Annotated in this window: 13 protein-coding genes; 12 read left to right on the top strand and 1 reads right to left on the bottom strand. The window is 69.6% G+C overall.

Features of this window, described 5'->3' with window-relative positions:
* The first annotated feature begins 218 nt into the window (after positions 1-218).
* From ACSFBC_RS10120 to ACSFBC_RS10165, 10 genes are all read left to right on the top strand, one after another.
* Positions 219-1,565: an efflux RND transporter periplasmic adaptor subunit gene (locus ACSFBC_RS10120; protein WP_435510195.1), complete on the top strand. Its 1,347-nt coding sequence runs from the start codon at positions 219-221 to the stop codon at positions 1,563-1,565.
* 13 nt (positions 1,566-1,578) lie between these two features.
* A complete protein-coding gene (locus ACSFBC_RS10125) occupies positions 1,579-4,677 on the top strand; it encodes an efflux RND transporter permease subunit (RefSeq protein WP_435510196.1) in 3,099 nt (1,032 codons plus the stop codon).
* A gap of 136 nt (positions 4,678-4,813) precedes the next feature.
* The gene (locus ACSFBC_RS10130) at positions 4,814-8,017 is read left to right on the top strand and encodes an efflux RND transporter permease subunit (protein ID WP_435510197.1); all 3,204 of its coding nucleotides are present in this window, start codon (positions 4,814-4,816) and stop codon (positions 8,015-8,017) included.
* A 20-nt stretch (positions 8,018-8,037) separates the two neighbouring features.
* Entirely contained in the window at positions 8,038-9,447 is a 1,410-nt protein-coding gene (locus ACSFBC_RS10135; protein ID WP_435510198.1) for an efflux transporter outer membrane subunit, read from the top strand.
* A gap of 197 nt (positions 9,448-9,644) precedes the next feature.
* Positions 9,645-10,172 carry a 2,4'-dihydroxyacetophenone dioxygenase family protein gene (locus ACSFBC_RS10140; RefSeq protein WP_435510199.1) on the top strand — a complete coding sequence of 176 codons (528 nt, stop codon included), beginning with the start codon at positions 9,645-9,647 and terminating at the stop codon, positions 10,170-10,172.
* Positions 10,169-10,903 (top strand): SDR family NAD(P)-dependent oxidoreductase, encoded by a 735-nt coding sequence (locus tag ACSFBC_RS10145; RefSeq protein WP_435510200.1) that lies wholly within the window; start codon positions 10,169-10,171, stop codon positions 10,901-10,903. The genes ACSFBC_RS10140 and ACSFBC_RS10145 overlap by 4 nt, the downstream gene beginning before the upstream one ends.
* Positions 10,904-10,925: 22 nt before the next feature.
* Positions 10,926-11,645 (top strand): SDR family NAD(P)-dependent oxidoreductase, encoded by a 720-nt coding sequence (locus ACSFBC_RS10150; protein WP_435510201.1) that lies wholly within the window; start codon positions 10,926-10,928, stop codon positions 11,643-11,645.
* 184 nt (positions 11,646-11,829) lie between these two features.
* A complete protein-coding gene (locus ACSFBC_RS10155) occupies positions 11,830-12,663 on the top strand; it encodes an IclR family transcriptional regulator (RefSeq protein ID WP_435510202.1) in 834 nt (277 codons plus the stop codon).
* Between the two features lie 162 nt (positions 12,664-12,825).
* Positions 12,826-13,650: an undecaprenyl-diphosphate phosphatase gene (locus ACSFBC_RS10160; RefSeq protein ID WP_435510203.1), complete on the top strand. Its 825-nt coding sequence runs from the start codon at positions 12,826-12,828 to the stop codon at positions 13,648-13,650.
* Positions 13,651-13,661: 11 nt separating this feature from the next.
* Positions 13,662-15,134 carry an amidase gene (locus tag ACSFBC_RS10165; protein WP_435510204.1) on the top strand — a complete coding sequence of 491 codons (1,473 nt, stop codon included), beginning with the start codon at positions 13,662-13,664 and terminating at the stop codon, positions 15,132-15,134.
* A gap of 21 nt (positions 15,135-15,155) precedes the next feature.
* Here the strand turns inward: ACSFBC_RS10165 and ACSFBC_RS10170 are convergent, their stop codons facing one another.
* The gene (locus tag ACSFBC_RS10170; protein WP_435510205.1) at positions 15,156-15,965 is read right to left on the bottom strand and encodes an IclR family transcriptional regulator; all 810 of its coding nucleotides are present in this window, start codon (positions 15,963-15,965) and stop codon (positions 15,156-15,158) included.
* 132 nt (positions 15,966-16,097) lie between these two features.
* Here ACSFBC_RS10170 and ACSFBC_RS10175 point away from each other — a divergent pair, with 132 nt between their 5' ends.
* Positions 16,098-17,066: a Bug family tripartite tricarboxylate transporter substrate binding protein gene (locus ACSFBC_RS10175; protein ID WP_435510206.1), complete on the top strand. Its 969-nt coding sequence runs from the start codon at positions 16,098-16,100 to the stop codon at positions 17,064-17,066.
* Positions 17,067-17,084: 18 nt separating this feature from the next.
* Positions 17,085-19,433 carry a cytochrome P450/oxidoreductase gene (locus tag ACSFBC_RS10180; protein WP_435510207.1) on the top strand — a complete coding sequence of 783 codons (2,349 nt, stop codon included), beginning with the start codon at positions 17,085-17,087 and terminating at the stop codon, positions 19,431-19,433.
* Positions 19,434-19,446 lie beyond the last annotated feature (13 nt).

The following is a 19,446-nucleotide window of genomic DNA, read 5'->3' on the forward strand; positions in this document are numbered from 1 at the left end:
GCCGGCACCCGCCATCGGCTTGCGACGGAACGCCTTCCGGCGGCGCGAGCGGGCGTCCTGCAGCGCCAGATGCGGCCGGCGGCAAGGTCGGGCCGGCGCTTTACCCGCCGTTTACGGACAGACGGAGCAAGCGTCGCAATCCGCGCCTGGGTGCAAGCTACGATTCGATGCAAATTTCCGCGCGTCGGTCCGACCGGCGGCTCTCTTCAGGACTCTCCATGGACAACCGTCCCGCCGAAGCACCCTCGCCCCCCCCGTCGACCGCAACACCGCCGCGCCCGCGGCGGCGCTGGCTCGGGGGCACGATCGCCCTGCTGGTCCTGGCCGCGCTGATCGGTACCGCCTGGTATCTGGCCAATCGGCCACCGGCCGACGCCGCGCCCGGGGGCCGGCCCGGCGCCGGTGCGCGTGGCCCGGGCGGACCTGGCGGCCCTCGGGCAGGCGCCGGCGGCGCCGGTCCGCTGGTGACCGTGGGCATGGCCGTGGCCCAGCGGGCCGACGTGCCGGTCTACCTGGATGCGCTGGGCACCGTGACGCCGGTCACGACCATCACGCTGCGACCGCAGGTCTCGGGCGTGATGACCGATGTGCTGTTCACCGAAGGCCAGACCGTCAAGAAAGGCGAGGTGCTGGCGCGCATCGACCCGCGGCCCTACGAGCAGGCGCTGATGCAGGCGCAGGGCGCGCGCGTGCGCGACGAGGCGCAGCTCGAGGCCGCGCGCGTCACGCTCGCACGTTTCCGCACGCTGCTGGGCCAGGACTCCATCGCGCGCCAGGAGGTCGACACGCAGGCTGCACTGGTCAAGCAGCTCGAAGGCACGGTGCTCACCGATCGCGCTTCCGAAGCCACGGCACGGCTCAACGTCGAGTACACCCGCGTCACCTCGCCGGTGAGCGGCCGCGTCGGCCTGCGCACGGTCGACCCCGGCAACTACGTGGCCGGCGGCGCGACCACCGGCATCGCCGTGATCACGCAGATGACGCCCATCGACGTGCAGTTCTCGGTGCCGCAGGACCGCGTGCCCGACATCGAGCGCCGCGTGGCGCAGGGCGCGAAGCTGAGCGTGACCGCGCTCGACCGCACCAAGGCCAGCACGCTGGACACCGGCGTCTTCTCCACGCTGGACAACGTGGTCGACGTGCAGACCGGCACGGTCAAGGCCAAGGCGCGCTTCGCCAACGCGGGCAGCACGCTGTTCCCGAGCCAGTTCGTCAACGTGCAGCTGCTGCTGCGCACGGTCGAGGGCGCGGTGGTGGTGCCCGTGACGGCGCTGCGCACCGCGGGCACCGGCAACTATGTGTATGTGATCAACGAGGACCGCACGGTGTCGATGCGCAACGTGAAGCGCGGCGAATCGACGGTCGAATCGGTGGTCATCACCGAGGGCCTCAAGGAAGGCGAGCGCGTGGTGACCGAGGGCGGCGACCGCCTCAAGGACGGCACCACCGTGCAACTGCCGACCGATGCGCCGGGCGCGCGGGCGCGCGGCGGCGCATCGGGCGCGCGCAACGGCGCTTCGGGGCCGCGCAGCGGCGCCTCCGGCCCGCGCCGCCGCCCGGAATGAGGGTGCGCCAGCCATGAGTCCGTCGCGCCCCTTCATCGAGCGGCCGGTCGCGACCGCGCTGCTCATGCTCGCCATCGTGCTCGCGGGCTTCGTCGGCTTCCGTTTCCTGCCGCTGTCGGCGCTGCCGCAGGTCGACTACCCGACGATCCAGGTGCAGACGCTCTACCCGGGCGCCAGCCCCGAGGTCATGAGCCGCACCGTGACCGCACCGCTCGAGCGCCAGTTCGGCCAGATGTCGGGCCTGAACCGCATGAGCTCGACCAGCGCCGCGGGCGTGTCGATCATCACGTTGCAGTTCGGCCTGGCCGAGACGCTCGACGTGGCCGAGCAGGAGGTCCAGGCCGCCATCAACGCCAGCAACTCGCTGCTGCCGGCCGACCTGCCCGCACCGCCGGTGTACGCCAAGGTCAACCCGGCCGACGCGCCGGTGCTCACGCTCGCCATCAGCTCGGGCACCATGCCGCTGACCGAGGTGCAGAACATCGTCAACACGCGGCTCGCGCAGAAGATCAGCCAGGTCTCGGGCGTGGGGCTGGTCACGCTCTCGGGCGGCCAGCGGCCGGCCGTGCGCATCCAGGCCGACACCAAGGCACTGGCCTCGTACGGCATCGGCCTCGACACGCTGCGCACCGCCATCTCGGCGGCCAACTCCAACAGCGCCAAGGGCAGCTTCGACGGCCCCAAGCGTTCGTACAGCATCAACGCCAACGACCAACTGGTCACGGCCCGCGACTACCGCGACCTGATCGTGGCCTACCGCAACGGCGCGCCGGTGCGCATGTCCGACGTGGCGGGCGTGGTCGACAGTGCGGAGAACACGCGCCTCGGGGCCTGGTCGGGCATCGACGGGCAACTGACGCCCAGCATCATCCTGAACGTGCAGCGGCAACCCGGCGCCAACGTGATCGCCACGGTCGACGCCATCAGGCGCCAGCTGCCCGACCTGCAGGCCGGCCTGCCGCCCACGCTCGACGTGCGGGTGCTGAGCGACCGCACCACCGGCATCCGCGCCTCGGTCAAGCACGTGGAAATCGAGCTGGTGCTGGCCGTGCTGATGGTGGTGCTGGTGATCTTCTTCTTCCTGCACAGCTGGCGCGCCACGCTGATCGCCAGCCTGTCGGTGCCGATCTCACTGATCGGCACCTGCGGCGTGATGTACCTGATGGGCTACAGCCTCAACAACCTGAGCCTGATGGCGCTGACCATCGCGACCGGTTTCGTGGTCGACGACGCGATCGTGATGATCGAGAACATCTCGCGCTACCTGGAGGAGGGCGAGGCGCCGTTCGCCGCGGCCGTCAAGGGCGCGACGCAGATCGGCTTCACCATCATCTCGCTCACCGTCTCGCTGATCGCGGTGCTGATCCCGCTGCTGTTCATGGGCGACGTGGTGGGCCGGCTGTTCCGTGAGTTCGCCGTCACGCTGGCGATCACCATCCTGATCTCGGCCGTGGTGTCGCTGACGCTGGTGCCGATGATGGCGGCGCGCATGCTCAAGAGTGAATCGCACAACGCTACGCGCGGCCTGGCCGGCAAGGTCCAGGCCTTCTTCGACCGCGTGGTCGCGCGCTACGACATCTGGCTGCAATGGGTGTTCCGCCGCCAGGGCCTGACGCTGATCGTGGCGCTGGCCACGCTGGCCTGCACGGTGCTGCTCTACGTGTTCATTCCCAAGGGCCTGTTCCCCACGCAGGACACCGGGCAGCTGCAGGGCCGCATCGAGGCCGCGCAGGACGTGTCCTATGCACGCATGGCCGAGCTGCAGCAGGCGGCCGCGCGTGCCGTGCTGGCCGACCCCGAGGTCGAGAGCCTGAGTTCCTTCACCGGCGTGGACGCGGCCAACAACACCATGCTCAACACCGGCCGCATGCTGATCAACCTGAAGGCAGACCGCGGCTCGCAGGAGGCCACGATGAACCGGCTGCGCGAGCGCGTGGCGCAGGTGGCGGGCGTGAAGCTCTTCCTGCAGCCCACGCAAGACCTGACCATCGACGCCGAGACCGGCCCGACCGAGTACCGTTTCTCGATCGAGGGCGTCGACTCGGCCACGGTCACCGAATGGGTCAACAAGCTGCGCGCGCGGCTGCAGGACGTCAAGCAGGTGCGCAACGTGACCAGCGATGCCGGCGCGCAGGGGCTGTCGGCCTACGTCGACATCGATCGCGCCACCGCCTCGCGGCTGTCGGTCACGGCCAGCGCGGTTGACGACGTGCTCTACAGCGCCTTCGGCCAGCGCATCGTCTCGACCATCTTCACCGAGACCAACCAGTACCGCGTGATCCTCGAGGCCAAGGTCGATTCGATCGAGACGCCGCAGCAGCTGGGCACGCTGAACCTCACGACCGGTTCGGGCGCGCCCACGTCGCTGGCCGCCATCGCCACCATCCGCGAGCAGCTCGCGCCGCTGCAGATCACGCACGTGGCGCAGTACCCGGCCGCGACGGTGGGCTTCGATACGGCCGACGGCGTGTCGCTGGGCCGCGCGGTCGATGCGATCCGCCAGGCGGCCAAGGACGTCGGCCTGCCGACGGGCGTGACCATGACCTTCCTGGGCGCCTCGGGTGCCTACGAGAAGTCGCTGTCGAACCAGCTCTGGCTGATCCTGGCGGCGGTGGTGTGCGTGTACATCGTGCTGGGCGTGCTCTACGAGAGCTACATCCACCCGCTGACCATCCTGTCGACGCTGCCCTCGGCCGGCGTGGGCGCCTTGCTGGCGCTGATGGTGACGGGCAACGACCTCGGCGTGATCGGGATCATCGGCATCATCCTGTTGATCGGCATCGTCAAGAAGAACGCGATCATGATGATCGACTTCGCGATCGAGGCCGAGCGTCACCAGGGCAAGACGGCCCTGGAGGCGATCCACCAGGCCGCGCTGCTGCGCTTCCGTCCGATCCTCATGACCACGCTGGCGGCGCTGTTCGCCGCGGTCCCGCTGATGCTGGGCTTCGGCGAAGGCGCCGAGCTGCGCCGGCCGCTGGGCCTGGCGATCTTCGGCGGGCTGATCGTGAGCCAGGTGCTGACGCTGTTCACCACGCCGGTGATCTACCTGGCTTTCGACCGGCTGGGTCGGCGCTTCGGCGGGCGGCGTGAAGAGGTGAGCGCAGCATGAACGGCTTTGCGCATTTGCTCCCTCCCCCTCCGGGGGAGGGCTGGGGTGGGGGCCTGCGGCCTGAGCAGCTGGCGGCATGGTTGCCCCCATCCCAACCTTCCCCCGGAGGGGGAAGGGGCAAGACAGGGGAGGGGTCATGAATCTCTCCAAGCCCTTCGTCGAACGCCCGATCGCCACCATTCTGCTGACCGTCGGCATCGCGCTCGCGGGCATCGCGGCCTTCTTCGTGCTGCCGGTGTCGCCGCTGCCCAAGGTCGACTTCCCGATCATCTCGGTCAGCGCCTCGATGGCCGGCGCGAGCCCGGACACCATGGCCAGCAGCGTGGCCACGCCGCTCGAACGGCGGCTGGGCACCATCGCCGGCGTCAACGAGATGACCTCGAACAGCTCGACCGGCTCGGCCCGCGTCACGCTGCAGTTCGACCTCGACCGCAACATCGACGGCGCCGCGCGCGAAGTGCAGGCCGCGATCAATGCCGCCCGCGTCGACCTGCCGGCCTCGCTGCGCAGCAACCCGACCTACCGCAAGGCCAACCCGGCGTCGGCGCCGGTGGTGATCCTGGCGTTGACCTCCAAGACCAAGACGCCGGGCCAGATCTACGACGCGGTGTCCAACATCGTGAGCCAGCGCCTGTCGCAGGTCGAGGGCGTGGGCGACGTCGAGATCGGCGGCGGCTCGCTGCCCGCGGTGCGGGTCGAGTTGCTGCCCTTCGCGCTCAACCGCTACGGCATCAGCACCGAGGACGTGCGCGCCGCCATCCAGGCCACCAACGCCAACCGGCCCAAGGGCGCGATCGAGGGCGAGGGCCGTCGGCTGCAGATCTACACGCCGTCGCCGGCACGCAAGGCCAGCGAGTACCGCTCGATGATCGTGGCCTGGCGCAACGGTGCGGCGGTGCGGCTGTCGGACGTGGCGAACGTGGTCGACGGCGTCGAGAACCGACGCACGCTGGGCCTGTTCAACGGGCAGCCCGCGATCATCGTGCTGATCACGCGCGAACCCAGCGCCAACATCATCGAGACGGTCGACCGCGTGCGCGCGCTGATCCCCGAGCTGCGCGCGCAGCTGCCGCAGGACATCGAGGTGCAGGTCGCATCCGACAGCACCAACTCGATCCGCGCCTCGCTCGAGGAGATCGAGCTGACGCTGGTGGTCTCGATCGTGCTGGTGGTGCTGGTGGTGGGCCTGTTCCTGCGCAAGGCGCGCGCCACCATCGTGCCGGCCGTGGCCACCGTGGTGTCGCTGCTCGGCACCTTCGGCGTGATGTACCTGCTGGGCTTCAGCCTCAACAACCTGAGCCTGATGGCATTGACCGTGGCCACCGGCTTCGTGGTCGACGACGCCATCGTGGTGCTCGAGAACACCATGCGCCACATCGAGGCCGGCATGGACCGCGTCGAGGCCGCGCTGCGCGGCGCACGCGAAGTCGGCTTCACGGTGCTGTCGATCAGCCTGTCGCTGGTGGCGGTGTTCATCCCGCTGCTGTTCATGGACGGGCAGGTGGGCCGGCTGTTCCGCGAGTTCGCGATCACGCTGTCGGCCGCGGTGCTGATCTCGCTGGTGATCTCGCTGACCACCACGCCCATGATGTGCGCGCTGCTGCTGCGCCCCGAGCCGAAGCTCGAAGGCCCGCCGCGCCGGGCGTCGTGGCCCGCGCGCTGGGCCGAGCGCGGCTACGACGCGGTGCTGCGCGGCTACGAGCGCTCGCTCGACTGGGCCCTGGCCAGCAAGGCGCTGGTGATGCTGATCCTGCTGGCGGTGATCGGCCTCAACGTCTACCTGTTCGCGAAGGTGCCCAAGGGCTTCTTCCCGCAGACCGACAACGGCCAGCTCAACGGCGGCCTGCGCGCCGACCAGAGCATCTCGTCGGAGGCGCTGGGCGACAAGCTGCGCCAGGCGGTCGACATCATCCGCCAGGACCCGGCGGTCGACACTGTGGTCGGCTTCTCGGGCGGCAGCCGCGCGGGCGGCGGCTTCATGTTCGTCAACCTCAAGCCGGTGAGCGAACGCAAGGTGAGCAGCCAGGCGGTGATCGCCCGGCTGCGGCCACAGCTCGACCGGCTCACCGGCCTGCGCGTGTTCCTGGGCCAGGTGCAGGACCTGCGCGGCGGCGGGCGCTCGAGCAACTCGACCTACCAGTACACGCTCAAGGCCGACAACATCGCCGATCTGCGCCTGTGGGTCGGCAAGCTGGCCGACCGGCTCAAGCAGGAGACGGCGCTGACCGACATCGACAGCGACCAGTCGGAGAACGGCGTCGAGACCTATGTGACGGTCGACCGCGAGACCGCGTCGCGCCTGGGCATCACCTCGAGCACCCTCAACAGCGCGCTCTACAACGCCTTCGGCCAGCGCTCGGTCGCGACCATCTACGACGAGCTCAATCAGTACGCGGTGATCATGGAGTGGGCGCCGAAGTTCATGCAGGGCCCGGTGGCGCTCAAGGACCTGTACGTGCCCGCCTCGGCCGCGACGGCCACTGGCGCAACCGTGACCGCGACCTCGGCCAATCCGGGCCAGCGCGGCGCGTCCACCGGCGCGCCGCTGAGCACCAGCGCCACGACCATGGTGCCGCTGAGCGCCATCGCCAAGCTGTCCGAGCGCGCGATCCCGACCTCAATCTCGCACGACGGCGGCGAGCTGTCGAGCACCATCTCCTTCAACCTCGAGGCCGGCGCCACGCTGGGCCAGGCGCAGGCGATCATCGACCAGGCCACGGCGGACATCGCGATGCCCATCAACGTGCGCGGCAGCTTCGGCGGCACGGCCGCCACCTTCCAGCAGTCGCAGGGCCAGCAGCTGTTCCTGGTGCTGGCGGCGCTGGTGGTGATCTACATCGTGCTGGGCGTGCTCTACGAGAGCCTGATCCATCCGATCACCGTGCTGACCACGCTGCCCTCGGCCGGTGTGGGCGCGGTGCTGGCGCTGATGGTGCTGCGCATGGAGTTCTCGCTGATCGCGCTGATCGGCGTGTTCCTGCTGATCGGCATCGTCAAGAAGAACGCCATCCTGATCATCGACTTCGCACTCGATGCGGAGCGCGCGCGCGGCCTGAGCGCGACCGAGGCGGTGCGCGAGGCCTGCATGCTGCGCTTCCGCCCGATCCTCATGACCACGCTGGCCGCTGCGCTCGGCGCGCTGCCGCTGGCCATCGGCTTCGGCCAGGGCGCCGAACTGCGCCAGCCGCTGGGCGTGGCCATCGTCGGCGGGCTGATCGCCAGCCAGCTGCTGACGCTGCTGACCACGCCCGTGGTCTACGTGCTGATGGACAAGCTGCGCCGCCGCGCCCCCAACGAACACCGTCTGGCCCGACCCGATGCGGCCACCACCGCGGCCTGAAGAGAAGAAACGAAACTGCCATGACCTCCCGACGCTTCCTGTCCACCCTGACTGTGCTGGCCGCCGCGGCTGCGCTCAGCGCCTGCGCCGTCGGGCCGCGCTACGAACGCCCGGCGATGGACGCCCCGAGCGCCTGGAAAGAAGCGCCGGCCGCCGAGGGCTGGCTGCCCGCCGCACCGGCCGATGCGCTGGCGCGTGGTCCGTGGTGGCAGCTGTTCGGCGACACCGACCTCGATGCCCTGGCCGATCGCGTGCAGGTGTCGAACCAGAACATCGCCGCGGCCGTGGCCAGCTATGCGCAGGCGAGCGCGCTGGTGCGCCAGCAGCGCGCGGGGCTCTTCCCCAGCGTGTCGCTGACGGGCGGCGCCTCGCGCAGCGGCAACCGCGACGCCGGCTCGGCCAGCGGCAGTGCCAACGCGACGCTGGGCGCGGACTGGGCGCCCGACGTCTGGGGCCGGCTCGGCCTGGCGGTGGACAGCGCCGCGGCCCAGGCCGAGGCCAGCGCGGCCGATCTTGCGGCGGCGCGGTTGTCGGCCCAGGGCGCACTGGCCTCGAACTACTTCTCGCTGCGCGAGGCCGATGCCGAACTGGCGCTGCTGGCGACCACGCTCGAGGGCTACGAACGCTCGCTGACCATCGCGCGCAACCGCTACGAGGCCGGCATCGCGGCGCAGAGCGACGTGCTGCAGGCGCAGACCACGCTGGTCAACACGCGCGCCGAACGCGTCGCGCTGCAACGCACGCGCGACACGCTGGAGCATGCGATCGCGGTGCTGGTCGGTGTGGCGCCGGCCGACTTCCGGATCCCGGTGGCCGGCAGCTGGACCCCGACCGTGCCGGCGGTGCCGCTGGGCGTGCCCTCGACGCTGCTGCAGCGCCGCCCCGACATCGCGTCGGCCGAGCGTGCCGTGGCCGCGGCCAATGCGCAGATCGGCGTCGAGCGCTCGGCCTACTACCCGAGCTTCAGCCTCAGCGCGTCGCTGGGGCGTTCGTCGAGCCGCGTGTCGGATCTGTTCGGCGCCTCGAACACGCTGTGGTCGCTGGGCCTGTCGGCCGCGCAGGTGATCTTCGATGCGGGCGCCATCGGCGCGCGTGTCGATTCGGCCAAGGCCGCGCACGAGGCCGCGGTGGCGCGCTATCGGCAGACCGTGCTCACCGCCTTCCAGGGCGTGGAGGACCAACTCACCGCCACCGCCAGCCTGGCCCAGCAGGAAGCGTTGCGTCGCGAGGCCTCGGCCGCGGCCGACCTGACCGAGCAGCAGATCCTCAACCGCTACCGCGCGGGGCAGGTGAGCTACACCGAGGTGGTCACGGCCCAGGCCTCGGCCCTGAGCGCGCGGCGCACGGTGCTGCAGCTGCAGGTCAACCGCCAGAACGCGGCCGTGACGCTGATCCAGGGGCTGGGCGGCGGCTGGACCGCGCCGGATTGAGAACGTGCGAATGAACCTGCTGCGCACCCCGATCCCGCATCTGCGGTGCTCACCGCACGTGAGTGCGGCTCCGCTCCTCAATGCAGGCTCGGCGCGCTCGCGACGGTTCCTTCGCACGTTCTGAGGGTTACTCCGACACGGGCGCTCACGGCATCTATCTACAATATGGACGACCATCCACATTATGGACAGATGACATGCCCGTCGAAGCCAACGATCCCGACCCGAAAACCCCCTACCAATACCCGAACCCACCGGACGCGCTGCCCGAGATCGTGATCAACCACGCGATCCCGCAGGACGAGCGCCTGTGGGTGCCGCAGGCCGAGAACGTGTGGTTCCGGCCGCTGTGCCTCAACGCGAGCCAGGGCTACTGGATGAACCTGCTGCGGGTGCGCAAGTCGGGCGTGCTGAGCCGCCATCGCCATCCGCAGGCGGTGCACGGCTTCGTGCTCAAGGGCCGCTGGCGCTACCTCGAGCACGACTGGGAAGCGACCGAGGGCAGCTACGTGTTCGAGCCGCCGGGCGAAACTCACACGCTTTACGTGCCCGAGGACGTCGAGGAAATGATCACCTACTTCCAGGTCAACGGTGTCATGTACTACACCGACCCCTGGGGCAAGGGCATCGGCTACGAGGACGTGTTCACCAAGATCGACATGTGCCGCAAGCACTTCGAGGCCGTGGGCCTGGGCGCGGACTTCACCAAGCAGTTCATCCGATGAGCCAGGGCTACGGCACCGCGCGCTACGACTTCGGCGGCAGCGTGGCGATCGTCACCGGCGGCGCGAGCGGCATCGGGGCCGAGGTGGCGAGCCGGCTGCGCGAGAGCGGCGCGCGGGTGGCGCTGTGGGACATGGCCGAGAGCGTCGACGCCGAAGCCTGGCAGGTCGACGTGACCGACCGCATGGGTGTGGACAACGCCGCACAGGAAGTGCTGGCGCGCTTCGGCCGCATCGACTTCCTGGTCAACAGCGCGGGCTTCACCGGCCCGACCCTGCCGCTGGAGGACTACGACCCGGCGCTGTGGGCGCGCATCGTCGAAGTCAACCTCGTCGGCGTGTTCAACGTGTGCCGGGCGGTGGTGCCCACCATGCGTGCGGCGGGCGCGGGGCGCATCGTGAACATCGCCTCGCTGGCCGGCAAGGAGGGCACGCCCAACGCCTCGGCCTACAGCGCGGCCAAGGCCGGCGTGCTGGCGCTGACCAAGTCGCTGGGCAAGGAGCTCGCGACCACCGGCATCCTGGTGAACGCCATCGCCCCTGCGGCAGTGCGCACGCCGATCCTGTCGCAGATGTCGATCGCGCACGTGCAGGCCATGGTCGACAAGAGCCCGATGGAGCGGCTGGGCGAACCCTTCGAGGTCGCCGAGATGGTGGCCTGGCTGTGCTCGGGCTCCTGCAGCTTCAGCACCGGCGCGGTGTTCGACCTGTCGGGCGGCCGCGCGACCTATTGATCCGGAATTTCTTTCTTCTCTCATGACCTATCAGGCAGATCTTTTCAAGGGCAAGCGCGCGCTGGTGTCGGGCGCGACGCAGGGCATCGGCGCCGTCATCGCCAACCACCTGGCCGCGCTGGGTGCGCAGGTCACGGCCATCGGGCTGGGCAAGGGCGACGGCACGCTGGATGCGGCGGTCGAAGTCAAGCAGGCCGACGTGACCTCGGCCGAGAGCGTCGAGACGGCGCTCGCGCCCATCGAGCGGCTCGACATCGTCTTCAACTGCGCGGGCATCATCCAGCGCGGCGCCGAGCACGACATCGAGGTCTTCGAGCGCGTGCTGGCGGTGAACCTCACCGGCACCATGCGCGTGTGCGGCGCGACGCGCGCGCGGCTCAAGGCCAGCGGCGGCTGCATCGTCAACACCGCATCGATGCTGAGCTTCTTCGGCGGCGGGCTGGTGCCGGGCTATGCGGCCAGCAAGGGCGGCGTGGCGCAGCTCACCAAGTCGCTGGCGATCGCCTATGCGGCCGACGGCATCCGCGTGAACGCGGTGGCGCCGGGCTGGATCGCGACGCCGCTCACGCAGGCGCTGCAGGACGACCCGGCACGCGCCGGCCCGATCCTCGCGCGCACGCCGCTGGGCCGCTGGGGCACGCCCGACGATGTGGCGCGCGCGGCGATGTTCCTGTGCACGCCGGCCGCGGCCTTCATGACCGGCGTGATCCTGCCGGTGGACGGCGGCTACATGGTGGCCTGAACGCACGAATGAACCTGCTGCGCACCCCGATCCCGCACCTGCGGTCCTCACCGCACGGGAGTGCGGCTCCGGTCCTCGATGCGGGCTCGGGGCGCTCGCGACGGTTCCTTCGCACGTTCTGAGCGCCAGGGCATGCGCAGATAATCGCGCGGCCCTTCGCCCACCTTCCTTCTTCATCCTTCGCATGCCCGCCCTTAGGTCTCCCACCGCCGTCGCCACGCCCGTCTCGGCGCAGGTCGCGGGCACCGCATCGTTCTCCAAGTTCATGCATGTGCTGCAGCTGGTGTCCGATGCAGAGGAGCCGGTCAACGTCGCGGCGCTGATGCGTGCCAGCGGCTACCCGCGGCCGACGGTGCACCGCATCGTCGCGGCGCTGATCGCCGAGCGGCTGCTGGTCGAGAACGAACGCAGCGGCATGCTCGCGCTGGGCCCGCGGCTGATCCAGCTCGCGAGCCGCAGCTGGGGCCGGTCCGAACTGCGGCTGGCCGCGGTCGACGAACTCAAGCGCCTGCGCGACCTCACGGGCGAGACCGTGCACCTCGCGGTGCCCAACGGCGCCAGCATGGTCTACATCGAGAAGCTCGAGAGCCCGAGCGCGGTGCGCATGACATCGCGCATCGGCACCAGCGTGTCGTTGCATGCCACGGCCGTGGGCAAGGCCTACCTCGCCGCCCTCGACGAGGCTGCGCTGGCGCCGCTGCTGCAGGGCCTGCCGCTGCCGCGCTACACCGCGAACACCGCCACCGACGTCGCGGCGCTGCGCGCGCAGGTCGCGCTCACGCGCACGCGCGGCTGGTCGGTCGACAACGAGGAGAACGAGGCCGGCATCTTCTGCTTCGGCGCCGTGGTCCGCGGCGGCACGGGCGCGCCGGTCGCGGCCATCAGCGTGAGCACGCTGGTGTTCCGTCAGAAGGACGATCCCGAGCAGGCCTATGTCACGCCGCTGCTCGAGGCCTGCCGCGCGATCTCGGAGCGCATCGCGCAGACGCCGGCGCTGTCGGCGGCGGACATCCTTTAGCGCTCAGGACAGGCGCGCGCCCGCGCGGCCTTGCGTTGCAAGCCGAGCCTCGACCGAACCTTTCCGCGACCCTTCGCGCATCGATCGCCCCACGGGTCGGATGCCTGAACGCCACCTGACTTGCGCGCTCGCGATAATCCAGGCTCTTTCAAAGGAGTACGCGTGGACATTGTTTTGCTGGCCAAGGCCGCCATCATGGGAATCGTCGAGGGGCTGACCGAGTTCCTGCCGATTTCGTCGACCGGCCATCTGATCCTCGCCGGCTCGCTGATGGACTTGCATGGCGACAAGTTCAAGGTCTTCGACATCGCGATCCAGACCGGCGCCATCTTCGCGGTCATCCTGGTCTACTGGCAGAAGATCCATTCCACGGTCGTGGCACTGCCGCGGCAGGCCAAGGCGCGACGCTTCGCGCTCAACGTGGTCATCGGCTTCCTGCCGGCGGTGGTGCTGGGCCTGCTGTTCGGCAAGGTCATCAAGGCGCACCTGTTCATCCCGACCGTGGTGGCCACCACCTTCATCGTGGGCGGCTTCATCATCCTGTGGGCCGAGAAGCGGCCGCCGGGTTCGGTGCGCATCGAGAGCGTCGACGACATGACGCCCTGGGACGCGCTCAAGGTGGGCCTGGTGCAGTGCTTCGCGATGATCCCCGGCACCAGTCGCAGCGGTTCGACCATCATCGGCGGCATGCTGCTCGGCCTGAGCCGCAAGGCCGCGACGGACTTCTCCTTCTTCCTCGCGATCCCCACGCTGATCGGCGCCGGCGCCTACAGCCTCTACAAGGAGCGTGCCTTGCTGTCCACGGCCGACATCCCGCTGTTCGCGGTCGGTCTGCTGTTCTCCTTCCTCAGCGCCTGGCTGTGCGTTCGCTGGCTGCTCAAGTACATCAGCACGCACAACTTCGTGCCCTTCGCCTGGTACCGCATCGCCTTCGGCATCGTGGTGCTGGCGACGGCGTGGAGCGGTGTGGTGGTCTGGGCGGACTAGGAGAGTTTGAGATGACGTTGGCGATGAGCTGGGACGACTGGGCCGCACACGACGGCCTGGGGCTGGCCGAAAGGGTCCGCAAGGGCGAGGTGTCGGCGGCCGAACTCGCGGCGCAGGCCGCGGCCGGCGTCGCGAAAGTGAATCCGCAACTCGACGCGGTGGTCGAGGTGTTCGACGACGTGGTGGCCGATCCGCTGAAGGACGGCATGAACCCCGCGGGCGTGTTCGCCGGCCTGCCGTACCTGATGAAGGACCTGGGCCCCACGCTCAAGGGCCGGTTGCAGGAATTCGGCTCGATGATCATGCAGGGCCATCGCCCCGCGGCCGACAGTTTCCTCACGCAGCAGCTGCGCAAGGCCGGCCTCAACATCGTGGGCCGCAGCACCACGCCCGAGTTCGGCGTCTGCAGCTCGGTCGAGAACGCGCTGCATGTCACGCGCAATCCGTGGGACCTTGCGTACACCACCTGCGGTTCGTCGGCCGGTACGGCCGCGGCGGTGGCAGCGGGCGTGCTGCCGCTGTCGCATGCCACCGATGGCGGCGGCTCGATCCGCATCCCCGCGGGCGTGAACGGCAACATCGGCCTCAAGGTGTCGCGCGGCGTGTTCTCGCTGGCACCGAACCTGTCGGACCTGTCGGGCCTGGTGTCCATTCAAGGTTGCCACAGCCGCACCGTGCGCGACACCGCGGCCTTCGTCGACCACTGCCGCGGCGGCGCGCCCGGCGAGTTCATGCCCTTCTGGTCGCCGGCCGCGCCGTACAGCGAATTGATCAAGAAAGACCCGGGTCGGCTGCGCATCGCGCTGTCGCACGAATGGGGTGACTTCCGCGCCACGCCGCATTTCGTGGCCGAGCTGACGCGGGTCGGCCGATTCCTCGAAGGGCTGGGCCACCATGTCGAATGGGCGCTGCCCGCGGTCGACTTCCAGGGTGCCTTCGCCGCGCAGACCACCTGCTACATCAGCAACTTCGCGCAGGTCATCGACGGCCACCTGCATCGCCTGGGCCTGGAGCGTCCGCCGGCCGAGCTGCTCGAGCCGATCAACATCAAGATCTGGGAAGCCGGGCTGCACACCTCGTTCTCCGAGCGCTCGAAGATGCAGGCGGTGTTCAACACCACCTCGCGTGCCTTCGGCCAGTTCTTCCAGGACTGGGACATCATCCTCACGCCGATCACCGCGCTGCCCACGCCCCGGGTCGGCACCAGCGAGTATCTGACGACCAGCACCAACCCTTCGGTGCACGACTGGTTCGCCAACCTCTGGCAAAACTTCGCCTACACGCCGCTGGCCAACCTCTGCGGCATGCCAGGCATTTCGCTGCCGATGGCAGCGCAGGAGAACGGCCTGCCGCTGGGCATCCAGGCGCAGGCGGCGCAAGCGAACGACGGCTTGCTGCTGCAGCTGGCGGCGCAGATCGAACGCGCGCTGGACGGCAAATGGAACGCGGGCCGGCGCCCGGGCGTGCACGTCACTCAGGGCTGAGCCGAAGCGCGCGCGGCCTGCTCAGCCGCGGGCGCCGAGGATGGCGCTGGTGGCCTGCGCCTCGCGCTGCACGGCCAGGGCGATCGGCCCGCCCAGGGCCGGGTCGAAACCGCCCGTGGCGCCCAGTGCCGTGAGCACGGCGCACACGCGGCCCGCATAGTCGTAGACCGGTGCCGCCACGGCGCTGATGCCGCGCAGGTAGGTGTCCTTCACGCTGGCGCAGCGCGCCTGCTGCACCTCGCGGCGCAGCTGTCCGATGGGGTCGGTGGCGTCGAGCGTGGCGCGCATGTCGGGCGTGGCCGCGGCCAGCTCCTGCTCGGCCAGCGCCACCACGCGCGACTCGTCGAGCAAGCCGAGGAAGGCGCGTCCGGTGGCCGACCACAGCATCGACATCACCGAACCGGCGCGCACGTTCACCGTCACCGGCAGGCCCGGCTCCTCGAAGCGCACGATGGTCGGGCCCTTGTTGCCCATCACCGCGATGAAGCAGGTCACTTCCAGCGATTCGCGCAGCCGGATCAGGCAGGGCTCGGCCGCGCGGATCGGGTCGGCCTGTCGCATGGCCGCCAGCCCGATCTGGATGGCTTCGGTGCCCAGGTAGTAGTGCTGCGATGCGGCGTCCTGCGACACCAGCCCTTCCTCCATCAGGCTGGCCAGGTAGCGGTGCACCTTGGCCGGGCTCTCCGCGACGTGGGCGGAGAGGGCGGTCAGGCTGCTGCGCCCGCCCAGGTAGGCCAGTCCCTTGAGCACGGCCATGCCGGTCTCGGCGGCCTGGACGCGCTGGCGCCGTTCGCGCACGGGCGCCGGGGAGTCGGGTGAGGAGGAAGTCATGTCGCCTGGATGTTAGGGGCTCGGATCGGTCATGCCTGCGCGTCGGGCGTGGGGTGGGTAAACCCGCAATTTGCAATTACGCAATGCGGATCATACTTACGCAATACACAACATCCCATCCGGAGACACCCCATGAAGAAGCACCTTGCCAGCGGCCTCGCACTGCTCTCCCTTGTCGTGGCGGCAGGCGCCAGCGCGCAGAGCTATCCCACCAAGCCGATCCGCTGGATCGTTCCGTACGCGGCTGGCGGCGGCTCCGATTTCCTGGCGCGCACGGTCGCGCAGACGCTGTCCACCCAGGTCTCGCAACCGGTGCTGGTCGACAACAAGCCCGGCGGCAACACCGCGCTGGGTGCCGCCGAGACTGCGCGCGCACCGGCCGACGGCTACACCATCCTTTCGGCCGACAACGGCACGCTGGTGTTCAATCCCGCGCTCTACAAGTCGCTGAGCTACAACGCCACCAAGGACTTGGCCCCCGTCACGCTGATGGGCAAGTTCCCGATGATCCTGGTGGTCGGCACCAACTCCGGCTTTGCCACGGCCAAGGACTTCATCGCGCAAGCCAAGGCCAAGCCTGGCGGCATCAACTACGCTTCGGCCGGCGCGGGCAGCCCGCACCACCTGGCGATGGAACTGCTCAAGGTGGAAGCGGGCCTGTTCATGGTCCACGTGCCCTACCGCGGCGCCGCGCCGGCGCTGGCCGACGTGGTGGGCGGACAGCTGCCGGCCATGATGGTCGACCTGGCGGCGGGTGCCGGCTTCATCAAGGGCAACAAGGTGCGCGCACTGGCCGTGGCCAACCCCACGCGCCTGCCGCAACTGCCCGACGTGCCGACCTTCGCCGAGCTTGGCTACAAGAACGTCGAGGCCGCTGCGCTGGTCGGCGTGGTGGTGCCCGCGGCTACGCCGACGGAGGTGGTGAACACGCTCAACCGCCAGATCGTCGCGGCCATCCACGAGCCCGCGGTGCGCACCCGCATGATCGACTTCGGCGTCGAGCCCGTGGGCAACACGCCCGCGCAGTACACCGAGCTGCTGAAGAACGAAACGACGCGCTGGCACAAGCTGATCCGCGACCTGAAGATCACGCTCGACTGAAAGAACGGAACGCCCGCCATGCCCGACACCGCCACCCCTTCGCGCGCTTCCGGTTGCCCTGTCGCGCACGGTCCGCTCTCCGCCGAGCGCACGCCCACCGGCTGCCCGGTGAGCCAGCGGGCCGCCGCCTTCGATCCCTTCGAGGACGGCTACCAGCAGGACCCGCCCGAGTACGTGCGCTGGGCGCGCGAGCAGGAGCCGATCTTCTACAGCCCCAAGCTGGGCTATTGGGTGATCACGCGCTATGCCGACATCAAGGCGGTGTTCCGCGACAACATCACCTTCAGCCCGTCGAACGCGCTGGAGAAGATCACGCCCACGGGCGACGAAGCCAATGCGGTGCTCGCAAGCTACGGCTTCGCGCTCAACCGCACGCTGGTGAACGAGGACGAGCCGGCCCACATGCCGCGCCGCCGCGCGCTGATGGACCCGTTCACGCCCGAAGAACTCAAGCACCATGAACCCATGGTGCGCGAGCTCGCCCGCAGCTACGTCGACCGCTTCATCGACGACGGCCGTGCCGACCTCGTCGACCAGATGCTGTGGGAGATCCCGCTCACCGTGGCGCTGCACTTCCTCGGCGTGCCCGAGGAAGACATGGACACGCTGCGCAAGTATTCGATCGCGCACACCGTCAACACCTGGGGCCGCCCCAAGCCCGAGGAGCAGGTGGCGGTGGCGCATGCCGTGGGCAACTTCTGGCAGTACGCGGGCAAGGTGCTCGACAAGATGCGGCAGGACCCCGACGCGCCCGGCTGGATGCAGTACGGCATTCGCAAGCAGATGCTGCAGCCCGAGGTGGTGACCGACTCGTACCTGCACTCGATGATGATGGCCGGCATCGTGGCCGCGCACGAGACCACGGCCAACGCCACGGCCAATGCGATGAAGCTGCTGCTGCAGCATCCGCAGGTGTGGCGCGAGCTGTGCGAAGACCCGGGGCTCATTCCCAACGCGGTGGAAGAGTGCCTGCGCCACAACGGCTCGGTCGCGGCCTGGCGGCGCCTGGTCACCGCCGACACGCAGATCGACGGCGTCGACCTGCCCGCGGGCTCGCGGCTGCTGATCGTGACCTCGTCGGCCAACCACGACGAAGGCCACTTCGCCGATGCCGACCTGTTCGACATCCGTCGCGACAACGCCAGCGACCACCTCACCTTCGGCTACGGCTCGCACCAGTGCATGGGCAAGAACCTGGCGCGCATGGAGATGCAGATCTTCCTGGAGGAGTTCACGCGCCGGCTGCCGCACATGCGGCTGAGCGAGCAGCGCTTCAGCTACGTGCCCAACACCTCGTTCCGCGGGCCCGAGCACCTGTGGGTCGAGTGGGACCCGGCCGCCAACCCCGAGCGCAACGACGCCGGTCTGCGCGACGTGCGGGTGCCGGTGCGCATCGGCGAGCCTTCGCGCCATGCGATCGCACGGCCGGTGGTGGTCGAGCGCGTGACGCGCGCAGCCGACGGCGTCGTCCGGCTGCGCCTGGTGTCGCCCGACGGCAAGCCGCTGCCGCGCTGGACCGCCGGCTCGCACATCGACGTGGAATGCGGCACGCCCGCGCTGTCGCGCCAGTACTCGCTGTGCGGCGACCCCGACGAAGCGGGCGTGTTCGAGATCGCCGTGCTGCACGAGCCCGAAGGCCGGGGCGGCTCGGCCTGGGTGCACGGCCAGGTGAAGGTCGGCGACAGGCTGCGCATCCGCGGCCCGCGCAATCACTTCCGGCTCGACGAGTCGTTGAAGAAGGCGATCTTCATCGCCGGGGGCATCGGCATCACGCCGGTCAGCGCGATGGCGCGCCGCGCGAAGGCACTGGGCATCGACTACGCGCTGCACTACAGCGGCCGCAGCCGGGCGTCGATGGCGATGGTCGAGGAACTGCGTGCGCTGCACGGCGAGCGCCTGCACCTTCACATCGCCGACGAAGGGGGCCGCAACGATCTGCAGGCCCTGCTCGCGCAGCCTGTGTCGGGCGCACAGGTCTACGCCTGCGGCCCGTTGCGGATGCTCGAGGCGCTCGAATCCTGCTGCGCCGCATGGCCCGAAGGCGCCTTGCGTGTCGAGCATTTCGAATCGACGCTGGCGACGCTCGACCCGTCGAAGGAACGGGCCTTCGAAGTGGAGCTCAAGGATTCGGGCCTGGTCCTCACCGTGCCGCCCGGCCAGACCCTGCTGACCGCGCTGCGCGCCGCCAACGTCGACGTGCAGAGCGATTGCGAGGAAGGCCTGTGCGGTTCCTGCGAAGTGCAGGTGCTGGCCGGCAAGGTCGACCACCGCGACGTGGTGCTGACGCGCATGGAGCGCGATGCGAACAGCAAGATGATGGCGTGCTGCTCGCGGGCATGCGACGGGCGGCTGGTGCTGGCGCTCTGAAGCCGCGCATCAC

It is taken from the genome of Variovorax frigidus (genome assembly GCF_051216515.1).
In the GTDB taxonomy this organism is placed as follows: domain Bacteria; phylum Pseudomonadota; class Gammaproteobacteria; order Burkholderiales; family Burkholderiaceae_C; genus Variovorax.